We start from the raw sequence: 21,819 nt of genomic DNA on the forward strand, positions 1-21,819 counted from the left end.
ATCTCGTCCGTGGTTTATCGGCGTTTCAGGCGCAGGATGGCATCGATCGCGTCGCGCAGGGCATAGGCAAAGCAGGCCACCGCCGCGACCCCGATCGCGGCCTGCGGTATCCAGAGCGGGATCTGGTAGGCCGGCGTGTGCTGCGGGCGCTTCATGCCCCATGTGAACATGTAATAGGACCAGACCATGAAGAAGCAGGTGATCACCACCGTGAGCAGCGCGATCAGCAGGTCATGGGCGGCCTTGCTGCGCGGGTCGGTGATGTTGCCCGCGATCCAGTCGACGGTCAGGTGCTCGTGCCGTTGCGAGGCGATGATGGCGCCGACCATGTAGAGCGTGACGGCGGCCAGCATGATCAGCTCGTGCAGGCCCACCACCGACAGGCCGAGCACGTAGCGCGCGACCACGAGGAAGAACATCAGCCCGACCACCGCGGCGGAGGAGGCCACCCCGATCACGCTGAGCGTGATCGAGATGGCCGAGCCGATACGACCGGCGAGGGTTGCCGGGTCAGAGCTCGCCGGCATTTTCGCGGATCGTGTCCATGATCTCGCTGCCGATCCGTTCCTCCATCAGGGGCCAGACCTTTTCGCGGACCTTCTTGGCCATGGCGGCCAGTTCCTCGTCGGAGGGCTCGATATACTCCATCCCGGCCTCCTTGGCCTGCTCGATGTAGTACTGATCGCGCTCCTGCGCCTGTTCGAAGGCCTCTTCCATCACCGTCAGGGCCGCGTCCTGAACGACCTTCTGGTGCTCTTCCGACAGGCTTTGGAAGGAGTCGTTGTTCATCGCGATCACGCCGGTCACGAACTGCATCTTGGTCTGGTTGTAGTAATCCAGCACGTCGCGGAAATACTCGTAATCCCAGTAGATGATGTTCGCGCCGTCGCCATCGACCACGCCGGTCTGGATGGCGGTGAAGACCTCGGACCAGTCGATCGTGGCGGTCTGGTAGCCCAGCGCCTGCACCGACTCGGCCATCGGGAACATGGCGGGGACGCGGATCTTGAGATCGGCGGCCTCTTCCTCGGTCATGGCGTATTTGTCGGCCGAGGCGATGCCGTTGAACCCTTCCGGCCAGGGGCCGAAGAACTTCAGGCCCAGGTCGTCGTAGATGCCCACCAGCATGTTGTTGACCCAACCGCCGGGCTTGTAGGCTTCGAAGGCCTCTTCCCAGCTGGTGACCATGTAGGGCGTGAACAGGACGCCGAGACGCTCGTCATAGGCCGTGATCGGCCAGTTAATCATCATGTCGATGTCGCCGGCGACGAAGAGGTCGAAAACCTCGGCCTGGCTGCCAAGCTCGTTCTGGTAGAACACGTCGACCTGAACCTCGCCGCCGGTGCCTTCTTCGACCAGCGCGGCCCAACGATCGAGCGCATCGCCCGACGGGGAGCCCTTGGCCCCGGAATCAGTGGCCAGTTTCAGTTCGGTTTGGGCCAGAGCCGGAGACATGGCGAGCATGATCACCGAGGCGCTCAGGCACAAGATTCTGTTGATAAACATCTAGATACCTTTGGTTGGAAGTTGGGCTGCGGAGCGTTGCAGCGGTTGTTGACACAAAAGTGTGGACACAGTTGTCCAGTTCTGTCAATCGGCTTCAATCACCGCGTCAGGACGCGTCCTCGTCCGCACCCGGTGACAGAAGGTAAGTGTCCATGACCCAACCCTTCTCTTTCCGTGCGGCGGACCGCACGCGTTCGATCTCTTCGCGCACGTCGCCCAGCTTTCCGGCGACGAGAATCTCGTCTTCGGTCCCGATATAGGCCCCCCAGTGAATGCCGAGGTCGTCATCGACATTCCGGAAGGCATCGCGGGAATCCAGCATGACGACCACGTTGCCCGCATCGGGCGGCAGGCCTTGCGACACGAGCCGCCCGGTCGTGATGGTGAGCGGCTGACCGATCCGGTTCAGCGCGACCTTGTGGCGGGCCGCGAGGGCCGAGACGCTGCTGATGCCGGGGATGACGTCGTAGTCGAGGTCAAACCGGCCCGTCGCGTTGATCGAGTCGAGAATGCCCATCGTGCCGTCGTAGAGCGACGGATCGCCCCAGACCAAGAAGCCGCCCACCTCGTCCTCGCCGATCTCCTCGGCCAGAAGGCGTTCGTAGATGGCACGCACCTCGGCGCGCCAGGCGGACACATCCGAGGTGTATTTCCCGGCCTTGGAGCGTTCCGGGATGTCGAAATCGACGAGACGGTAATTGTCTCCCTCGATGTAGCGGTCGCAGATTTCCCGGCGCAGGTGATGCAGGTCGGCCTTGTCGTCGCCCTTGTTGGGAATGAAGAACACCGAGACCCGGTTCAGGGCCTTGACCGCCTGAACCGTGACGTATTCCGGGTTTCCGGTCCCGATCCCGATCACCGTGAGTGTGCGCTTCATTTATTGTCCTTCGCTTTACCTTGCTTAACGGCGCGTTACGCCGAGCCTGTTTTTTCCCGACCCTTACCGGGTTTGCGCAACAAAACCACACCTGACGAGGCGCCTGCAATCGCCCCTGTAGCGCACGCCCCCCTGAACCGGCCAGATCCTGTTGCCGCGCTGACGTCGCAAAACAGTAAAGGCGCCGTTCCGGGGAACGGCGCCTTGCTTTGGATCGTGATGGAGAACGCCCTTATCAGGCAAGCGTTTCCGAAAACGGGGTCACGGCCCGCTCAGCCGGCGCATTCGCGCAGGGCTTCGACATCCGGGCCGTTCGGCGTGCGGCCGAGGTTGAACGGGGCCGAGGCATCGCGCCATTGCTTGTAGTCTTCGAGGTACTCGACCATGCTCAGGTAGACCTTCGCGGAATTCGGGTTCTCGCAGGCGGTCTCGACGATCACCTCGTTGGCCATTTTCTGAACCTCTTCAAGCGTTTCGTCGTCGTAGCGGTTGATCTCGACCGCCTCGTCGAACTTGGCGTAGGCTTCCGTGGCCCGCTTCTCGGTGAAGGCCAGCGACCACAGCAGGGTGGCGTCGGCCGCGATCTGCAGTTTCTCCTGCGTCTCGGGGCTCAGCGCGTCCCAGGACGCCTTGTTGATCATCACGCCGAAGACCGAGGCCGACTGGTGCCAGCCCGGCGTCGCCCAGTAATCGGTGACCTGCTGGAAGCCGCCCGACCAGTCGACGTTCGGGGTCGAGAACTCGGCCCCGTCGATCACGCCGCGCTCGAGCGCCTGGTAGATCTCGCCGCCGGCCATGGAGACCTGGTTGCCGCCGAGGCGCTCGAGCAGCTTGCCCTGCTCCAGGCCGGACAGACGCAGGCGCTTGCCCTGCAGGTCCTCGAGATTGACGATCGGCTCGTTGGTGCGGAAGCCGGATTCGTTGTTGGTCACGCCGTAGGGCAGGTAGACCATGCCGAAATTGCCGTAGACCTCGTTGTAGAGCTCGGCGCCGCCCCATTGCTGGATCCAGTTCACGTAGTCGACCGCGTTGAACAGGCTCGGGGTGGTGGCGAGCGGCGAGAAGGCGGCATCGCGGCCGGCCCAGTAGCCGGGCCAGTCGGCGCCGGCCTGAACGGTGCCGGATTCCACCGCACCGAAGACCTCGCCCGCCGGCACCAGCGCGCCGCCCTCGAAGAACTCGATGGTCAGCTCGCCTGCCGTCAGCTTGTTGGCCAGCTCGACGAAATGCTTGTCGGTCTCGATCAGTTCCAGCGACGAGGGCCACGTGGTCGTCATGGTCCAGCTTTCCTGCGCCACGGCCTGCGAGCCGATGACGGTCGCCGCGGAGGCGGCGAGAATGAGTGCCTTGGCAGTCATGATACTCTCCTTTGTTGGTTTGAAGTCAGTTCGAATAGAGGGCGTCGGGCAGCCATGTGACCAGCGACGGGAACAGGGCGACCAGGACGCACATGATCAGGATGAGGACGATGAACGGCAGCACGCCCCGGATGATCGCCCCGGTCCGGACCTCGCGCGGGGCGATGGCCCGGAGATAGAACAGGGCGTATCCGAAGGGTGGCGTAAGGAACGAGGTCTGCAGCACGACCGCCATCAGGACGACGAACCACAGCAGGCTGACATCCGGCATTTCCTGCACGATCGGCAGGAAGATCGGGAAGGACAGCAGCACGATGCCGGTCCAGTCGAGGAAGGCCCCGAGGATGAAGATGATGGCCAGCATCACGGCCACCAGCATCCACGGTTCCATCTCGAGCGCGCGGATCAGTTCCTGCGTGGCGCGCAGGCCGCCGGTGATGTTGAAGACGCCGGTGAAGGCCGTGGCGCCGACCACGATGAACAGGATCATCGCCGAGGTGCGGGCGGTTTCAAGCATCGCGCCGTAGAAGGTGCCGAGGCGAAATTTCCGGCGCAGGATCACGATGAGCAGGGCCAGGGCCGCGCCGATGGCCGAGGCCTCGGTGGCCGTGGCGATGCCGGCGAGGAGGGAGCCGAGGATACCGAAGATCAGCAGCAGCGGCGGCAGCGCCTCGATCACGAGCATGCGCATCAGCTCGCCCCGGCTGGTCTTTTCGTCGGGTTCCACCGCCGGCGCCAGATCTGGCCGGAGGACGGAGATCACGTAGACATAGAGCGCGTAGCTGAGGCCCAGCAGCACGCCCGGGATCATCGAGCCGGCAAACAGCTCGCCCACCGAAAGCGGCGAATAGCTGGCCATCAGGATCAGCATGATCGAAGGCGGGATCAGGATGCCGAGGCAGCCGGAGGCGGCGATCACCCCGGTGGTGAGCGACTGGGAATAGCCGTATTGCAGCATAGGGCGCAGCGCCATCACCCCCATCACGGTGATCGAGGCGCCGATGATGCCGGTGGTCGCGGCCAGCAGGATCGAGATGAACACCACCGCCAGCGCCAGCCCGCCGCGCACGCGGCTGAGCAAAAGGCGCAGCGTTTCGAACATTCGGTCGGTCACCCCGGAATCCGATAGAAAGCGCGCCATCAGCACGAAGAGCGGGATCGCGATCAGGGTGTAATTGTCCAGCACGTCACCATAAATCCGGTTGATGACGATGCCCAGGACCATGGGCTTGCCGGCGATGATGGCGGTGAGGACGGCGGTGCCGCCGAGGACGAAGGCCAGGGGATGACCCATGAACAGGCCGCAGATCAGCAGCCCGAACATCAGGACGGCAATAAGCTCGGGGGTCATGAATGGCTCTCCTGGCGGTCGAGCAGGATTTTGAGGACTTCCGCGATCCCCTGGAGCAGGAGCAGGCCGGCGGCGACGCACATGGCCATCTTGAGCGGGTAGACCGGCATCTGGATGGCGCCGTAGGTCACCTCGCCCTGCGCCCAGGAGCGCTCGGCGAATTCCCACGACCGGGTGAGAAACACCCAGGCGAAGGGGAAGAAGAAGATCACGTAGCCCAGCAGGTCGACGATGCGGCGGGCGCCGGGGCCGAACTTCTCGGTCAGGATGTCGACCTTGACATGGGCCCCGTGGCGCAGGGCGTAGCCCCCGAGAAGGACAAAATAAAACCCGAAGAGCTGCTTGGAGACGTCGAAGGCCCAGCGGGTCGGTTCGCTGAAGGCATAGCGCATGACGACATCGAAAATGATGATCGCGGCGAAGATGATCGACACGACGGCGATGATGCGACCCACGACTTCATTGAGCCCGTCGATTGCCCGGATGACCATGCGAACTCCTCCCGAATTCTTCCTCCGGACCGGCGCCCCGCGGGTTTCGGGAGCGGCGGCCGAGAGTCGGCAGGGGAGAGTCTGGATGCAATTGAAAACGAGTGCAAGCGGGTATGTGTGCGGATGTATACGAAGGTCGGCGGGGCGTTGGCGAATCGGCGCGCAACGGGTTGGTTAATATGGCAAAATCCCGGAAATCGGGATGTCGGTATCACGTCGGTGTAACGTCGGTATTACGTCGGTGCATCTGACCGACGCGCGGGCCCGGTTAACGGGGCGCGCGGTAGCGTACGGGGGCACAACGGCGACGCCGGGCAGAGGGCCAAGGCCCCTGCCCCGCCCTGTCGCCGAACGTCTTACTCGGCCACGTCCCAGCGCCAGAAATCGCGGCCCTGGTCGCGCAGTTCGCGGCTGAGGATCATGCGGTGCACCTCGTCGGCGCCGTCAACGAGGCGGGCCTGGCGGGCGTAGCGGTAGATCCATTCGACGACGGTGTCCTTGGAGTAGCCCCGCGCGCCGTTGATCTGGATCGCCACGTCGGCGGCGTCGTGCAGCACGTTGGCGACCTGGACCTTGGCCATGGAGATCTCCTTGCGGGCAAAGCCGCCGCGGTCGATCTCCTGCGCGGCCTTCATGACCAGAAGGCGGCCGACCTCGATCCGCATGGCGACGTCGCCCAGCATCTGGGCCACGCTTTCGCGTTCGATCAGCCGCTGGCCGAAGCCTTCGCGCGCTTCGGCGTATTCCGTGGCGATTTCCATGCAGCGCTTGGCGAGACCCAGCCAGCGCATGCAGTGGGTCAGCCGCGCGGGCGCGAGGCGGGTCTGGGTGACCTTCATGCCGCGCCCCTCTTCGAGGATGACGTTCTCGGCGGGGATTTCGAGCCCGTCGAAGACGATCTCGCAATGGCCGCCGTGCTCTTCCGGCCCCATGATCGGGATGCGGCGTTCGATATGCCAGCCCGGATCGTCGCGGTGGAAGAGGAAGGCGGTGTGGCCGCGCCGGTCGTCGTCGGAGGTGCGGGCGAGCAGGATGAAATGCGCGGCCTCGTCGGCGCCGGTGATGAACCACTTGTGGCCGTTGACGACATAGCGGTCGCCGCGCTTCTCGGCGCGGGTCTGCATCATGCCGGGGTCGGAGCCGCCGCCGGGATGCGGTTCGGTCATGGCGAAGGCGGAGCGCACCTCGCCGCGCATGATGGGTTGCAGCCAGCGGTCCTGCTGCGCCTCGGTGCCCAGAGCGCCCAGCACCATCATGTTGCCGTCGTCGGGGGCGGCGGAGTTGAACACCACGGGCCCGAAGATCGAGCGGTTCATCTCCTCGTAACAGACCGCCATCCCGGCCTTGTTCAGCCCGCCGCCGCCAAGGTCGCGCGGCATCTGGAGGCACCAGAGCCCAGCCTCGCGCGCGGCGGCGCGTTCGCGGTCGAGCAGGTCGAGCTTGATGTTCTCGTGCGCGTCGTAGCTGGCGCTGTCCGCCTCGAGCGGGAGGAGCCGATCCTCGACGAAGGCCGCGATGCGGCGGCGGGTCTCTTCGAGCTCGGGGGGGATGCTGAAATCCATGACCTGTCTATCCTTCAAGGGCTGCAAGCGGGGCGTCCGCCGCGGGGGCGGGGCCGGCCCGGCCTTGTAACCCCGTGTGCCGGAGACACGCAACAGGCCCCTGTGCCTGGGGCCGGGGTCAGGCGATCTCGGTCGAGTACCAGACGTTGCGGGTGGTCAGGTAGCTTTCCAGCCCTTCGGTGCCGCCCTCGCGGCCGTACCCGCTGGATTTCACGCCGCCGAAGGGGGTTTCGGGGAGGGAGGCCTCGAGCGTGTTGACCGAGAAGTTGCCCACCTCGACCCCGTCGATCATCCGGTCGATATAGTCGGCGCGGTTAGTGAAGGCGTAGCCCGCCAGCCCGTAGGGCACCGAGTTGGCGCGGGCGATGGCCTCGTCGAGGTCCGAGACCGGGTTGAGCACGGCGATCGGGCCGAAGGGTTCCGTCTGCATGATCTTCGCGCTGTCGGGGACGTTGGCCAGCACGGTGGGTTCGAAGAAGTAGCCCTTGTTGCCGCGGCGGGCGCCGCCGGTGCGCAGCTCGGCGCCCTTGGCGACGGCATCCTCGACGAGGTCGGTGAGCACGGGCACCCGGCGATCGTTGGCGGTGGGGCCCATTTCGACCCCGTCGTCGATGCCGTTGCCGACGACGGTCGCGGCGGCGCGTTCGGTGAAGGTATCGGCGAAGTCGTCGTAGACGCTTTCATGCACGAAGAAGCGGGTGGGCGAGGTGCAGACCTGCCCGGCATTGCGCATCTTGCGGACAGCGCCGCTGAGGGCGGCTTTCTTCACGTCGGTGTCTTCGCAGACGATGACCGGGGCATGGCCTCCCAGTTCCATCAACACGGGCGTGTCGGATTGCGCCGCGAGCGCCGTCAGTTGCCGGCCGACGGCGGTGGAGCCGGTCAGGGCGACGAGCCGCACCGAGGGCCGCGGGATGAGGTATCCGGAGATTTCGGAGGGGGTGCCGAAGACGAGGTTGAGCACGCCTGGTGGCAGGCCCGCCTCCTCGAAGGCGCGGACGATGTGGATGGCGCCGGCGGGGGTCTCCTCGGCCGCCTTGAGGATGATGGCACAGCCCGAGGCCAGGGCGCCCGCGATTTTGCGCGCGGGCTGGCTCATCGGGAAGTTCCAGGGCGAGAAGGCGGCGACGACGCCGATGGGGTGGTGATGCACGGCGATTTTGGTGCCGGGGGCCGAGGGGATGACCCGGCCGTAGACGCGCATCGCCTCGGCCGCGTCCCATTCGAAGAACTCGGCCCCGCGGATCACCTCGAGCCGGGCCTGTTTCAGGGGCTTGCCGTGTTCGGCGGTGATGGACTGGGCGATCTCCTCCTGCCGGTCGCGCATGATGGCCGCGGCCTTGAGGATGATGTCGGAGCGGGTGCGCGGCGGGGTCTTACGCCAGATCTCGAAGCCCTCCCGCGCCGCGGCGAGCGCGTCTTCGAGGTCGGTGACGCGGGCATGGGGGAGGCGGCCGATCTCTTCCTCGGTGGCGGGGTTCACGACGGGGAGGTGATCCGGCGTGTCGCGCCACTTGCCGCCGATGAAGAGTTTCAGTTCGGGATAAGTGCTCATTCCGGCCTCGTCGCTGTGATCCTTGATAACGGTCCGTGGGAAGTTTCCCGCGCGGCGGCCATCACTACAATCGAATTGAACAAATACCGGTATCGGAAAGATGGATATCAGACCGCCGGGCTGGAGGCCGCGACCTCGACGGCGGCGGCGTGGAGCGCGTCGAGAAAGGCGCTTCCGGCCGGGGAGAGGCTTTGCTTGCCGCGATAGGAGACGCCCACCGGCCCGGCGCCGAAGGGGGCGACCCAGTCGATCTTGGCCAGCAGCCCGTTGCGGATGTCGAGGGCGACCACGTGGGCGGGCATGATGCCGATGAAGTCATGGGTGCGCAGCATCGCGCGGTTGGCGAGGTAGGAGACGGATTCGATGGCTGTCGGGGGCACGTATTGCCCTTGCCGGATGAAGAACTGGTCGGTCTGGCGGCGCAGGGTGGTTTCGACCGGGGGCAGGATCCAGCCATAGGGCTTGAGCTGTTCGAAGGTGACGTTGGACTGCCCGGCCAGGGCGTGCTGGGTGCCGGTGACGGCGAGGACGCGTTCGTCGAAGAACTTTTCCTGGGTGATGTTCTCGCGGTGGCGGTGGCTAGGCAGGCGGCCGACGACCATGTCGATCTCGCCCGACAGAAGCGCCGGCATGAGGATCTCGTTGGTGCCCTCGACGATCTTGATGGCCACTTTCGGGCGGTCGCGGAGAAGGCGTTCGACCGCCAGCGGCAGCAGAGAGGGCGAGGCCGCCAGCAGCGTGCCGACGACGACGCGGCCGCTGTTGCCCTCGTTGAGGTCGTCGAGCTCCTGCGCGGCGTTGGAGACCTGGCCGAAGATGAGCTTGCCGTGGCGGATGAGGGCTTCGCCGAAGACCGTGGGCACGACGCCGCGATTGGTGCGGTCGAAGAGCTTGACCTCGAAATCGTATTCGAGGTCCTGGATCATCTTGGTGGCGGCGGGCTGGGAAATGCTGAGGTCGTGGGCGGCGTTCTGGATGCTGCCGTGCTGGCCGACGGCGATCAGGAGGCGCAGCTGGCGCAGCTTGAGCCGGGTGAGCGCGCGTTCGACGATGCGGGTATGGCGGGTGGCCATGGCGGGGCCTCAGGTGGTGACGGGGGCGATGTGGCGTTCGATGGCGGCGACGGCGCTCATCGCGGCGAGGGCGGAGCTGCGAGGGTTGTCCGGCAGGGCGTGGCCCTCGATGCGGAAGTGGAACTGGCCGAAGGCGCCGGCGGCGTGGATCTCGTGGATGTTGGCGGTGACGGCGGGGTCGGCGATCAGCCGGACCTGCGTGGCGTCGAAGCCGGCGCCGGCCAATGCGACGGCGGCGGCGACATTGGCGTTCTTCGGGTAGGTGGTGGCGGCGTCGCGGGCGGTGCCCTCGAAATGGGTGGCGGCGGTGTCGAGCGTGTCGAGGTCGAGCGTGTTCTCGGCGGGGGAGCCCTTCCAGCCGCGCGGGGGTTTGCGGCCGGTATAGGTGACCTCGGAGAGGCCGCCGACCTTGGCCGCGCACAGGGCGTCGAGCGCGCCGATGGCGCCGCTGGCGAGGTGAAGCTGCGCCCTGCCCTGTTCTGCCGCCTCGGTGAGGGCGGTTTCGAGGGCCGGGTCGGCCAGCGCGCCGAGCGAGACCGTGATCAGGTCGATGCCGCGCGACAGGATGGCGGGCCCGTGCTGGGCCAGGGCGGCGTGGCCGGCGCAGTCGATCATCAGGGACAGATCGTCGGGCAGGGCTTCGGGCGACCTGACGCGCGTGATGCCGCCGGGCGCGGTGCCGGTGGGCCCGGAGCGGGTGAGGATGACATGCGGCCCGAGGCCGCGGGAGGTGAGCGCGTCTGCGACGTAGCGCCCGATGGCGCCTTCTCCGATAATGCCGGTTTTCATGAGGGACTCCTGTTGCGACCCCCGTCTATCGGAAATCATTCGGGCTTTGGTATCAAATTATTGGATATCCAGTTTCTGTCAATGTGATTGGTTTTATTGGTGTGCTTCGCCTTAGTGCCGTCAGGGACCGGTGCCGTCGCGGCGCCGGCTGTGCCCGGTTCGGACAACGGAGGCAGGCCGATGAAATACGCCAAGAACGAAGCCAAGTCTTATGCGCGGGAGACGATGCGCGGCATCTGGGCGGCGGCGCTCAACCCGTTCGACGAGAGCCTCGCGCTGGACGAGGCCGGGCTGCGCCGCAACATCCGGCACTGGATCGACGACCTGGAGATCCAGGGGTTGTTCATCGCCGGCAAGCAGGGCGAGTTCTGGTCGATGTCGATCGAGGAGCGGAAGCGGAACATGACCGTCGCCGTCGAGGAATGCGGCGACAAGGCCGGGACGATCATGTCGATCTCGGACCAGAATGTCGACACGGTGCTGGAGCTTGGCCGCCATGCACAGACGTGCGGCGCCGACTACGTGGTGGTTCATGCGCCGATGCTGAGCTTCTGCCACGAGCGGGACGAGGTTTTGTATAATTATTACAAGTACCTGTGCGACCGGCTGGATATCGGGATCGCGATGTGGAGCCACCCCGACAGCGGCTACCTGATGGAGCCCGAGACCTGTGCGCGGATTGCCGAACTGCCCAACATCATGGCGATCAAGTACTCGGTCCCGCGCGAGATGTATGCGCGGCTGACCAAGCTGGTGGGCGACAAGATCCTGGTGTCGACCTCGGCCGAGGCCGACTGGCTCGACAATATCGAGGAGCTGGGCTGGCAGCTCTACCTGTGTTCGTCGCCGCCCTACCAGTTGCAGACGAAGAATGACCGGCGGATGCACGAGTATACGCAGCTTGCCTTTGAGGGCAGGTTCGCCGAGGCGCGGCGGGTGCGCGACAGCCTCGACCCGGTGCGCCGGGCGATTGCCGAGACCAAGCCGGGCGGCAAGCCGACGGCGCATGGCAAGTACTGGCAGGAGCTTCTGGGACAGGTCGGCGGGCGGGTGCGCCATCCGATGCTGGAACTGACGGAGGCCGAGAAGGCCGCCACCAGCGCCGCGTTCGAGGATTGCGGCCTGCAGCTTTGAGCCTTCGCCGGTGACCGGAGAGGCGCTGGCCCTTGGCGCGGCGCTGGCCTACGGGCTGGCCGGTGTTCTGATCGTGCGGGGGAAGGCCGCGGCGCAGGGCGATAACGGGGCGTTCCTGTCGGTCGTGATGACGGCGGGTGTGTCCGGGCTTCTCTGGCTGGGCTGGGGGAGCGTGGCGCTGGCCGATATGGCGGCGCCGGGGGGCCTTTGGGCACTGGCGATCTTCGCGCTGGCCGGGGTGATGGCGAATGTCTTCGGGCGGCAATCCATGTACCGGGCGACGGGCCTGATCGGGGCGGTGAGGGCCGGGCTTTTGCGGCGGCTGACGCCGCTTTTCGCGCTGCCTTGCGCCTTTGTCATCCTTGGAGAGGTGCCCGACCTGCCGACGATTGTCGGCGGGGCGGTCGTGCTGGGGGGCGTGGTGATCTACATGCGGGTGCCGGCGGGCACGGCGCCATCGGCGCCGGGGGCGCGGATCGGGCTGGCGCTGGGGGTCCTGTCGGCGCTGGCCTACGCGCTGGCCTACACGTTCCGGGGCCTGGGGCTGGAAGCCATACCGGACGCGGCGCTTGGCACGTGCATCGGCGCGTTGGTCGGGGCCGGGTGGATATTTGCGCGGGCGGTTGCGGGCCGGGGGATGCGGCGCGGCTGGCGTTTCCTGACCGCAGATCGCGGCAGCCGGCATCTTCAGGCGGCGCTGGCGCTGACCGCGGGGCAAGTGCTGCAGTTCCATGCACTGAAATACACGACGATCCTTTCGGTGGCGGTTCTGGGCACGCTGGAAGTGCTGTTCTCGGCGCTGTTCGTCTGGCTGATCACCCGCAGCGAGCCCGTTGCAATCACGCGATTAATCGTTGCCTCGGCCATGGCGATGGCGGGGACCGCCCTGCTGTTTCTGTGAGAGCTTGGATATCAAGAATACGGATACCTACTTTCCCAGAAATAAATATTTGTTTGGATCGTTTTCTCCTACGCTTTTTCGAGACCCACCGTGCAGCGATGAACTGCGGATTCTGCGGGAGATACCGATGAGCCAACATCCGACATTGAAGCCTTTCAACTTCAAGAAGTGGACGGAGGAGAACGCCGACAAGCTGCGCCCGCCCGTGGGCAACCAGCTTCTGCACAAGGAAGGCGACATGATCGTGATGGTCGTCGGCGGGCCCAACACCCGCGTCGATTTCCATGACGATCCGGTCGAGGAATGGTTCTTTCAGCAGAAGGGCGACATGATGCTGAAGATCGCCGATGGCGGGAAGATCTATGACGTGCCGGTGCGCGAGGGCGAGGTGTTCCTGCTGCCGCCGCATGTGCGCCACGCGCCGCAGCGGCCGCAGGAAGGCTCGATCGGGATCGTGGTCGAGGCGCCGCGGCAGCCGGGCATGAAGGAGGGCTTCGAGTGGTTCTGCTTCAACTGCGAGGCGCTGGTGCATCGCGAGGAGGTGGCGCTGGACGGGGCCGAGGGCATCGTCTCGGCCCTGCCGAAGATCTACGAGCGGTTCCACAACAGCACCGAGGCCCGCACCTGCCCGCAATGCGGCACGCTTCACCCCGGCAAGGGCAAGCCGCCCGAGGGCTGGGTCAACCTTTGAACACTTCAGAAACGAAACAGGGAGCTGACCAATGAAAATCATGATCAACGCATTCGCCGGCGCCGCAATCGCGCTGGCGTCCACTGCACCGGGCCTTGCCGAGGAATTCCGCCTTGGCCTGATCACGCCGCCGCCGCATGTGTGGACCAAGGCGGCAGAGGCGTTCGGCGCCGAGCTGGCCGAGGCCAGCGATGGCGAGCACAGCGTCACCGTCTTCCCCGCGCGGCAGCTTGGCAACGAGGCCGAGATGCTGCAACAGCTTCAGACCGGCGCGCTGGACATGGCCTTCATGACGGTGGCCGAGGTGTCGAACCGGGCGCCGGATTTCGGCGCGCTCTACGCGCCTTTCCTGGCCGATGACGTGGCCCATGCCGGGCGGATCCTGCGCAGCGACACCGCCAAGGGCATGCTCGAGCAACTGCCGGCGAAGACCGGCGTGGTGGGCACCGGCTATGGCATGGCCGGCCTGCGGCAGATCGTCAGCCGGGGCGCGGTGGAGTCGGCCGAGGACCTGTCGGGCAAGAAGCTGCGGATCACGCCGTTCGACCCGATCCTCGACTTCTACAACGCGCTTGGCGCGGCGCCCACGCCGATGCCCCTGCCCGACGTCTATGACGCGCTGGCCAACGGCCAGGTCGACGCGATCGACATGGATGTCGAGCTGATCTGGAAGCTGAAATACTATGAGCATGCGGACACGATCGTGCAGTCCGACCACATGATGTTCCCGATGGTGGGGCTGGTTTCGGCCAAGGTCTGGTCGGGCCTGTCGGAAGAGGACCGCGCGATGATCAGCGAGCTGATGGCCAAGCACGTCGACAGCACGATAGATTCCTACGTGGAGATGGAGCAGGGCTGGCTTGACCAGGTGCGCGAGACCGGCAAGACCTATGTCGAGGTCGACGAGGATTTCTTTGGCGATGCGGTCGAGGAGTGGAACGCCATCTGGTCCGAGAAATCCTCGGTTCTGGGCGATCTTCGCGACGTGTCGGCAGAGACCGCGGAAGACTAACCTTGCCATGTGACCGGGGGCGCGGCAAAGACGCCCCCGGCAATCTACCGGAGGTCGGGCATGATCGGGCGCATATCGGCGGCTTGGGCGCGGATCGAACTGACGCTGGCCGCGGCGCTGGCTGTCTCGGTCACCTTGCTCATCCTGCTCAACGTATTCACCCGCAGCATGGGGGCCGCGCTGTACTGGGTGGACGAGCTGGCCATCTACGCGATGGCGTGGATGACCTTTCTCGGTGCCTCGGCGGCCCTGCATAACGGGCAGACGGTCGTGGTGACCGCGCTGACCGACCCGCTGCCCCCTGCCCTTGCGAAGATCGCGGCGAAGATCGTCGACCTGCTCGTGCTGGTCTTCGCGCTGTTCATGGTCTGGTTCTGCTGGCGCTGGTATTCGCCGCTGGAGCTGGCGCGGTTCGGCTTCGACACCGGGGCGTTCCAGGGAGCGACGTTCAATTTCATCTATGACGAGCCGACGACCACGCTGGGCGTGCCCAAGTACTGGGTCTGGATGGTGATGTGGGCCTTTGCGCTTGGCGCCACGCTGCACGGCACGGCGAACGTCCTGGGCCAGGGACGCAAGCCGGGGGCCAGGCCATGACGCCGGTTGTCTTCCTGTTCAAGCTGCTGATCGGCGTGCCCGTCGCGCTGGTACTGGCGCTGACCGCGATCTGGTACATCTGGGAAAGCGACAACGTGGTGCTGTATGACAGCTTTGCGCAGAAGATGTTCTCGGGGCTGGAGAATTACGGGCTGCTGGCCATTCCGCTGTTCATGCTGACCGGAGAGATGATGAACGAAGGCGGCATGACCCGGCGGCTGATCAATGCGGCGCGGGTCTTCGTGGGCGGGTTCCGGGGCGGGCTGGCCTATATCAACCTGCTGGCCAACATGTTCATGGCCGCGATCATCGGCTCGGCCACGGCGCAGATCGCGGTGATGGCGCGGGCAATGACGCCGGAGATGGAGAAGGAAGGCTACGACACGGGCTTTGCCGCCGCGACCACGGCCGCCGGCGGGCTGCTGGCGCCGGTCATCCCGCCGTCGATGATGTTCGTGATCTTCGGGGTGCTGGCGCAGGTGCCGATCGGCGACATGTTCCTGGCCGGGATCCTGCCGGGGCTGCTGCTGTCGGGGGCGTTCGCCGCGGTGATCTGTGCGATCGGGATGGTGGCGGAGTTTCCGAAGGGCAACTGGTTCACCCGGCGCGAGGCGGCGTCGGCGCTGCTCTACTCGCTGCCGGCGGCGCTGATCCCGGTGGCGATCATCGGCGGCATCCTTCTGGGGATCGCGACGCCGACGGAAAGCGCCGCCATCGCCTCGCTCATCGCCTTCGTGATCGGCTGGCTGATCTATGGCGAGCTGAAGCCCGCCACGCTTTTCACCATGTTCCGGCGGACGGCAGTGAACGCCTCGATGATCATCTTCATGATCGCGGCCGCGAACGTCTTCGGCTGGGTGATCATCTACGAGGCGTTGCCGCAGAAGCTGGCCGCGCTGATCACCTCGGTCACCAGCGACCCGTTCGTCTTCCTGCTGATCGTCAATGTCATCCTGCTGTTCGTGGGCATGCTGATCGACGGGATCGCGGCGGTGATCCTGATCTCGCCGATCCTGTTGCCGATCGCGATGAACGATTACGACATCAGCCCCTACCAGTTCGGGGTGGTGATGTGCCTCAACCTCGTGCTGGGGCTGCTGACGCCGCCGGTGGGCGTGGGGCTGTATATCGCGTCGTCGATGAGCGGGGTGACGCCGGGGCGCATCCTGAAATCGCTCTGGCCGTTCCTGCTGGCGGTGGCGATCATCCTCGTGGTGCTGAGCCGGTTCCCGTGGTTCACCACCTGGCTGGAGTAGGACCGTCGCAGGGTCATGGCGCCGTCACGGCGCGGGCCGGCCGGACATGGCGCCCGTGTCGTCGCGCAGGGCGGCGGGTGCGAGCGCGCTGTCGCCGGCGGTCTTGAAGCAGCGCCGCAAAAGGGCACCGGTGTCGAGGATCATGATGCTGCCCCGGGTCGGGCTCTGGATGCAGCCGCAGATATCCTCGGCGATCTTCATCGAGGTGTCCTGGTGGTTGATGGCCGTCATCTCGAAGACCTTGTTCTCTGTCGTGATCACGATCTCGTCGATCGAATCCACGAGGATGCCGTACTTGCTGCCTTCGCTTCGGAAGATCAGCACCTTCTCGCCCTCCCGCTTGTCGGTGGGCAGGCCGTAGAGCTTGCGCGGGTTGATCAGGCTTATCAGCTCTCCGCGCAGGTTGATGACGCCGTCGACGAAGTCGATCGCATAGGGCGGCTGCAACAGGGTTTCGGGATAATCGATGACTTCGTTGACCTGCGAGGTGTCGAGGGCGAAGCGTTTCTGAAAGGCGAAGACGATGAAGGTCAGCCGGGCGTTGGCCGTGCTCTGCCCGGTTTCGACCTTGGCCACGTCCTCGGGCGGGTGGACTTCGCGACAGCGGCGGGCGGTGTCGACGAGGATCCGGTCGCGCTTCATGACTTCGTAGTCCAGCAGCATGATGATCTCGTTTTCTTTGCCCAGCAGGCAGCCCTCGACGATATCCGCCCGTGGCAGGGCGAGCTTGGTGAACGAACAGGTCGGGCCGTTCCTGCCGGAAACGGGCGACGGGGCGGCCCTTGTAGAGGCCGGCGGTGGCCACGTCGATCACGCGGGAGGAGATGTCGGTGCCGAGGATAGCATAGTCGAACCGGTCGGCGCGGCTTCGCACCTCTTCGAGGAAGACGCCGGTGGTATAGGCCTCTTCCCCGGTGGAGGCGGCGGCGGACCAGACCCGCATCGGGCGGTTCTGGGCCTTTTGCAGGAAGCCCGGCACGAAGACGTCGTTGAAATAGGTCCAGACCCGGGGCGTGCGGTAGAAATAGGTTTCGTTCGTGGTGACCCGGTTGGTGAGTTCCTGGCGTTCGGCGGCGTCCTGCGACAGGCGGGTGATATAGGAGCGGTAATCGGTCAGCCCGAGGTCGCGCAGGCGGGGGCGCAGGCGGGTGACCAGCAGCGAGCGGCGCGTATCGCCGATGTTGATGCCGGTCTGGGAGTAGACGATGGCGCGCAATTTCGCGAAATCGCCATCGCTCATGGTTTTCGAGCTTTCCATGGTGCTGCACTTCCCCTGGGTGTGACGTGGCCGTAGGCGTCAGGCGTCGAGTTTGGCGATTTCGTGGGTGAGCCCCTCGGCGCCGATGCGGAGGCCGTCGGTGGCCTCGGCGATGGAGTCGGAGGCGACCACGGCCTGTTCGGAGGCGTCGACGATGCTCTGGATCGCCTCGGCAACGTCGCGGGCGGCTGTCTGCTGTTCGTTGGCGGCGACGGAGATCTGCGTGATGGATTCGGTCGTGTCCGAGATGCCGGCGAGGATCTTGGTGAAGGCGGCGCCCGCCTCGCGCGAGACTTCGCTTCCCTGGGTCACGCGCTTGACCGTCTCGTTGATCAGCTTGGTGATTTCCTTGGTGGCCTGCGACGACCGCTCGGCCAGCTTGCGCACCTCGTCGGCCACGACGGAGAAGCCGAGCCCGTGTTCGCCGGCGCGCGCCGCCTCGATCGCGGCGTTGAAGGCGAGCAGGTTGGTCTGGCCGGCGATTTCGCTGATGACCTTGACGATCTCGTTGATCTCCTCGGAGGAGGCGTTGATCAGGTCCATCGCCTCGATCGAGCGATCGATGGCCTTGGCGCCGAGATCGGCCTCGTCCTTGGTGCGCTTGGCGATTTCGTCGGACATGCCGCTGTTCTGGGCGATGGAGTCGATCGAGGCGCTGAGCTCCTCGACCGAGGCGTTGATCTCCTCGGTGGTGCAGCCGAGGGTCTGGGCCCCTTCGGCGACCTTCTTGGCCTGTTCGTCGATATCGGCGGATTTCGCCACGAAATCGCTGGCGATGCGCGACACGTTCAGTTCGACCGCCTTCTGGGCGGTGATGTCGGTGGCGAGCTTGACCACCTTGAAGGGGTCGCCCTTGGCATCGAGGATCGGGTTGTAGGAGGCGTTGATCCACACTTCCTTGCCGTTCTTGCCGAAGCGGCGATACTGCGCGGCGGCGAATTTGCCGGCGGCGAGATCGGTCCAGAACGCCTTGTAGTCGCCGCTGCGCACGTAGTCGGGATCGCAGAACATGCGATGATGCTTGCCGCGTATCTCGTCGAGCGAATAGCCCGTCACGGCGAGGAAATTGTCGTTCGCGGTGAGGATCGTGCCGTCGAGCTCGAACTCGATCATCGCCTGCGCGCGGCTGATCGCGGCCATCTTGCCATCCTGCTCGGCGGTGCGGCGCTTCTCCGCGGTGATGTCGGTGGCGAACTTGACGACCTTGAACGGCCTGCCCTTGGAATCGAGGATCGGGTTGTAGGTCGCACTGATCCAGACTTCGCGGCCGTTCTTGCCGAAGCGCTGGAATTCGCCGGTGGCGAACCGCCCCTCGGCCAGGTCGGCCCAGAACGACTTGTACTTGCCGCTGCCGGCATAATCGGGATCGCAGAAGATGCGATGGTGCCGGCCCTTGATCTCGTCCAGCACGTAGCCGGTGACGGAAAGGAAGTTCTCGTTCGCCGTGAGGATCGTGCCGTCAAGCTCGAACTCGATCACCGCCTGAGAGCGGTCGATCGCGGCCAGCTTGCCGTCCTGTTCGGCGGTGCGGCGCTTTTCGGCGGTGATGTCGGTGGCGAACTTGACCACCTTGACCGGCTTGCCGTCGGCGTCGAGGATCGGGTTGTAGGAGGCGTTGATCCAGACCTCGCGCCCGTTCTTGCCGAAGCGCTGGAACTCTCCGGAGATGAATTCGCCCATCGCAAGCTGCATCCAGAAATCGCGGTAGGCGTCGGAGGCGGCCAGTTGCGGATCGCAGAACATCTTGTGATGGCGGCCCTGGATCTCGTTCAGGTCGTAGCCGAGCGTTTTCAGGAAGTTGTCGTTCGCGGTCAGGATCGTGCCGTTCAGATCGAACTCGATCACCGCCTGAACGCAGTGCATGGCATCGACCATGCCTTGCAGGTGCTGGTCGTCGTTGTCGGAAACGTCGGCTGTTGCAGCCGCATTGCTCTTGGCGGTCATGGCCCGGGCCTCAATCTGAATATCACCTGCGGGCAACATCCGCGCGGGGCCTTAAATCCCCGTTAAAGGCGGGCAGGGTCGGGGCCGCTTCCTTTCCGGTATTTAGTGAAAATTCACCCGTGTTGGCCGGCGCGCCTTGCGGGGCCGGAGCCCGGCGGGGCCCGTCGGGTCACGCGGGTTGTCCTAGTTGCTGTGGTAAACGAAGACCATCTGCCGCGTGGTGCCTTCCGGCGGCTTGGGGAAGGGCGCGGATTTGCGGACCTGGGCCACCGCGGCCTGGTCGATGCCGGACGAGCCGGAGCTGTTGATCACCCTGACCCAGGCGATGGAGCCGTCGGCGTTGATCTGGAACTGCACCCGGGCCGAGCCGCGGGCCGAGCTGGCCATCCGTGCGGTGCTGTTGAGATGGGTCAGAACGCGGCCGGCATAGTTGGCCGCCTCGGCATTGCCGGAGGCGCCGAGATTGCCGAAGACCGAGGCGCTGGCGGCGGCGAGGCCACCGTTCTGGGCCAGGAGTTCGAGGCCGCTGCTTTGGATGCGGGTGCGCTGGCTGCCGGAGGGTTGCGCCTCCTGAACGGTCTCGGGGTTGCGGAGCGCCTCGGTGGAGGGCCGCTGTTTCGGGGGCCGCAGGGAGCGGGTGACGGCGGCGCTCTGGACGGTTTCGTCGCTGGGCGCGGCCGGGATGTCGGGGGTTTCCTCGGTGGCCTCGATGGTGACCTGGGGCGCGTCGGGCTGGCGGGCTTCCTCGACCGGCTCATCCGGGGTTTCCGGGGCCTCCGCGACGGGTTCGGACGGCTCGGGGCTGGGCTCGGGCGTCTCGGGCTGCTGGGCGGCGAGATCGGTCTCGGCCTCCTCGCCGGTCTCGGCGGGCTGGCCGGGCTCGGGCGAGACTGTCTCGGAGGCTTCCGTTCCCGGCGTCTCGTCGGTTTGGGGGTTGTCCGATTCGACCAGGGCGTTCGAGGTGGGCGTGGTGTCTTCCACCGGGTCGGGGCTGCTGACCTCGGGCATTTCCATCGGCGGGGTGGGTTCGGGCTCGACCGGCTCGGGGGCGGATTCGACGAATTCGTCGAACGTGCCGCTGACGTCGGGAGGAGGCGGGGGCGTGCTGTCGCGGTCGGTCCGCACCTCGTGCGTGGCGAAGTTCAGCATCAGCAGGTGCGTCAGCAGCGACAGCAGTATGGCCGCCCCGGCAACGAGAAGCGAACGTCTGACCATCAGCAGATCCGGTGCGCCGACAGGGCCGCCACCGGGCCCCGGGGCGGTGCGGCGACATGCGCTGAAGTGATCGAACATCTCATCGGAGGGGCACCGATCGGAAAGCGAATTGGTTCGGGGCGGGCCTGACCGTGGCCGGCCCGAGCTATGTGGTCCGCTTTGACAATTAGTACAAGAGCGCGGCGCGGTCCATCGCGGGAGAGGGGCGCGGCGGGGCCGGAAACGCCCGCAACGGGGGTTTTTCGGCCATTTGTCCCGGAAAGTTGAAGAGCCGTTATCGTGTGCGCGGGGCGCGGGGCGCGGGTAAGTCGATATCGGCGCCCTGCGCGAAATCCCAGAAGGCGGTGACCGCGTTCGACCGGGGGGTGCCCGGTGTCTTGACGAGGTAGACCTGCCGTTCGGTGTTCGGGGCCAGCGGCACGATGCGGACGCCCTGCACATCCTGCGGCAGGGAGAGGGAGGCGACGATGGCCGCCCCCTGCCCCGACCCGACGAGCGCGAGTATGGAATGGGTCTGCTGGACGCGGTGGCGGGTGTCGGGCCGGAGCCCGGCCTGGCGAAACCAGTCGAGGATGGCGGGCTCGTTTCCGGCAAGGGTCATGATGAATGGTGTCGCGGCCAGGTCGCCGGGCGAGACGGCCGGTCGTGCCGTCAGCGGGTGCCCGTCCGGAAGGAGGGCGACGAGCCGGTCGGTGGCGATGGGCAGGGCGTCGAGATCATCGACCGGGTCGGAGAGCACGGCGACATCGGTCAACCCTTTCGAGAACGTCTCGCGGGTGGTGTCGTCGGGCCCTTCCTTGATGCTGACGGTGATGCGGGGGTGGGTCTTGCGGAAGCGGCTCAGGAGGTCGGGCAGGATACGGGTGGAGGCGGTCGGCCCGAAGGAGCCGATCCGCAGGGTGCCCGCACGGTTCTGACGCAGCGCGGCCAATTCCCCGGCCAGCGCCGCGAGCGAGCGGTCGATATCGGTGGCGTGGCCGACGATCACCTCGCCCGCCTCGGTCAGGGTCAGCGGCCGGGCGTCGCGGCGCAGGAGGGTTAGGCCGGTGGCCTGTTCATAGCCGGTGATGGCGCGGCTGACGGCGGATTGCGTCAGCCCCAGCTCGGCGGCGGTGCGGGAGACGCTGCCGGTGTCGCGGAGGCTTTTCAGCGCGCGCAGGACGGTGAGGGACGGGTCGGGCATGAGTATGACTGAAACTCATTTTTTTGTGCAGTTTGATTAATCTAGGACATAAACATGGCTCGACCA

General features: G+C 65.8%; 20 protein-coding genes and 1 pseudogene. 6 read left to right on the plus strand and 15 right to left on the minus strand.

Annotation, left to right across the window (positions count from 1 at the left end):
• Positions 1–14: 14 nt before the first annotated feature.
• The 10 genes from RLN94_RS09645 to RLN94_RS09690 all read right to left on the minus strand — a co-directional run bounded on the left by RLN94_RS09645 (position 15) and on the right by RLN94_RS09690 (position 10,562).
• A complete protein-coding gene (locus RLN94_RS09645; protein WP_350132437.1) occupies positions 15–527 on the minus strand; it encodes a TRAP transporter small permease in 513 nt (170 codons plus the stop codon).
• Positions 511–1,506: a TRAP transporter substrate-binding protein DctP gene (gene dctP / locus RLN94_RS09650; protein WP_350132440.1), complete on the minus strand. Its 996-nt coding sequence runs from the start codon at positions 1,504–1,506 to the stop codon at positions 511–513. The genes RLN94_RS09645 and dctP (RLN94_RS09650) overlap by 17 nt, the downstream gene beginning before the upstream one ends.
• Before the next feature lie 106 nt (positions 1,507–1,612).
• A complete protein-coding gene (gene cobF, locus RLN94_RS09655) occupies positions 1,613–2,383 on the minus strand; it encodes a precorrin-6A synthase (deacetylating) (RefSeq protein ID WP_350132443.1) in 771 nt (256 codons plus the stop codon).
• 272 nt (positions 2,384–2,655) lie between these two features.
• Positions 2,656–3,741, minus strand: a complete 1,086-nt coding sequence (gene dctP / locus RLN94_RS09660; protein ID WP_350132446.1) for a TRAP transporter substrate-binding protein DctP — start codon at positions 3,739–3,741, stop codon at positions 2,656–2,658.
• A gap of 25 nt (positions 3,742–3,766) precedes the next feature.
• On the minus strand, positions 3,767–5,092 hold the full coding sequence (locus tag RLN94_RS09665; protein ID WP_350132449.1) for a TRAP transporter large permease: 1,326 nt from the start codon (positions 5,090–5,092) through the stop codon (positions 3,767–3,769).
• Positions 5,089–5,583, minus strand: a complete 495-nt coding sequence (locus RLN94_RS09670; protein ID WP_350132452.1) for a TRAP transporter small permease subunit — start codon at positions 5,581–5,583, stop codon at positions 5,089–5,091. Before RLN94_RS09670 ends, RLN94_RS09665 begins: the two co-directional genes overlap by 4 nt.
• Positions 5,584–5,939: 356 nt before the next feature.
• A complete protein-coding gene (locus RLN94_RS09675; RefSeq protein ID WP_350132455.1) occupies positions 5,940–7,145 on the minus strand; it encodes an acyl-CoA dehydrogenase family protein in 1,206 nt (401 codons plus the stop codon).
• A 118-nt stretch (positions 7,146–7,263) separates the two neighbouring features.
• Positions 7,264–8,700, minus strand: a complete 1,437-nt coding sequence (locus tag RLN94_RS09680; RefSeq protein ID WP_350132458.1) for an NAD-dependent succinate-semialdehyde dehydrogenase — start codon at positions 8,698–8,700, stop codon at positions 7,264–7,266.
• A gap of 107 nt (positions 8,701–8,807) precedes the next feature.
• On the minus strand, positions 8,808–9,773 hold the full coding sequence (locus RLN94_RS09685; protein WP_350132461.1) for a LysR substrate-binding domain-containing protein: 966 nt from the start codon (positions 9,771–9,773) through the stop codon (positions 8,808–8,810).
• A gap of 9 nt (positions 9,774–9,782) precedes the next feature.
• Positions 9,783–10,562, minus strand: a complete 780-nt coding sequence (locus RLN94_RS09690) for an aspartate dehydrogenase (protein ID WP_350132464.1) — start codon at positions 10,560–10,562, stop codon at positions 9,783–9,785.
• A 180-nt stretch (positions 10,563–10,742) separates the two neighbouring features.
• On the opposite strand from RLN94_RS09690, the gene RLN94_RS09695 reads away from it, so the two are divergent.
• The 6 genes from RLN94_RS09695 to RLN94_RS09720 all read left to right on the plus strand — a co-directional run bounded on the left by RLN94_RS09695 (position 10,743) and on the right by RLN94_RS09720 (position 16,153).
• Positions 10,743–11,696, plus strand: coding sequence for a dihydrodipicolinate synthase family protein (locus RLN94_RS09695; RefSeq protein ID WP_350132467.1), 954 nt, complete (start codon positions 10,743–10,745; stop codon positions 11,694–11,696).
• Positions 11,697–11,706: 10 nt separating this feature from the next.
• A complete protein-coding gene (locus tag RLN94_RS09700; RefSeq protein WP_350132470.1) occupies positions 11,707–12,597 on the plus strand; it encodes an EamA family transporter in 891 nt (296 codons plus the stop codon).
• Positions 12,598–12,724: 127 nt separating this feature from the next.
• Complete coding sequence (locus RLN94_RS09705; RefSeq protein ID WP_350132473.1) at positions 12,725–13,288, plus strand: 3-hydroxyanthranilate 3,4-dioxygenase; 564 nt, start codon at positions 12,725–12,727, stop codon at positions 13,286–13,288.
• A gap of 31 nt (positions 13,289–13,319) precedes the next feature.
• Positions 13,320–14,300, plus strand: a complete 981-nt coding sequence (locus RLN94_RS09710; RefSeq protein ID WP_350132476.1) for a TRAP transporter substrate-binding protein — start codon at positions 13,320–13,322, stop codon at positions 14,298–14,300.
• A gap of 60 nt (positions 14,301–14,360) precedes the next feature.
• Positions 14,361–14,897 carry a TRAP transporter small permease gene (locus RLN94_RS09715; RefSeq protein ID WP_350132479.1) on the plus strand — a complete coding sequence of 179 codons (537 nt, stop codon included), beginning with the start codon at positions 14,361–14,363 and terminating at the stop codon, positions 14,895–14,897.
• The gene (locus tag RLN94_RS09720) at positions 14,894–16,153 is read left to right on the plus strand and encodes a TRAP transporter large permease (RefSeq protein WP_350132482.1); all 1,260 of its coding nucleotides are present in this window, start codon (positions 14,894–14,896) and stop codon (positions 16,151–16,153) included. Before RLN94_RS09715 ends, RLN94_RS09720 begins: the two co-directional genes overlap by 4 nt.
• A 24-nt stretch (positions 16,154–16,177) precedes the next feature.
• Here the strand turns inward: RLN94_RS09720 and RLN94_RS09725 are convergent, their stop codons facing one another.
• The 5 genes and pseudogenes from RLN94_RS09725 to RLN94_RS09745 all read right to left on the minus strand — a co-directional run bounded on the left by RLN94_RS09725 (position 16,178) and on the right by RLN94_RS09745 (position 21,753).
• Positions 16,178–16,816, minus strand: a complete 639-nt coding sequence (locus tag RLN94_RS09725; protein ID WP_350132485.1) for a chemotaxis protein CheW — start codon at positions 16,814–16,816, stop codon at positions 16,178–16,180.
• A gap of 130 nt (positions 16,817–16,946) precedes the next feature.
• Positions 16,947–17,411: pseudogene (locus tag RLN94_RS09730) on the minus strand (CheR family methyltransferase); the annotation flags it as partial.
• Between the two features lie 39 nt (positions 17,412–17,450).
• A complete protein-coding gene (locus RLN94_RS09735; RefSeq protein WP_350132488.1) occupies positions 17,451–19,355 on the minus strand; it encodes a PAS domain-containing protein in 1,905 nt (634 codons plus the stop codon).
• Positions 19,356–19,538: 183 nt separating this feature from the next.
• Entirely contained in the window at positions 19,539–20,570 is a 1,032-nt protein-coding gene (locus RLN94_RS09740) for an energy transducer TonB family protein (RefSeq protein WP_350132491.1), read from the minus strand.
• A 274-nt stretch (positions 20,571–20,844) separates the two neighbouring features.
• The gene (locus tag RLN94_RS09745; protein WP_350132494.1) at positions 20,845–21,753 is read right to left on the minus strand and encodes a LysR family transcriptional regulator; all 909 of its coding nucleotides are present in this window, start codon (positions 21,751–21,753) and stop codon (positions 20,845–20,847) included.
• Positions 21,754–21,819 lie beyond the last annotated feature (66 nt).

It is taken from the genome of Roseovarius sp. (genome assembly GCF_040223625.1).
Lineage (GTDB): Bacteria > Pseudomonadota > Alphaproteobacteria > Rhodobacterales > Rhodobacteraceae > Roseovarius.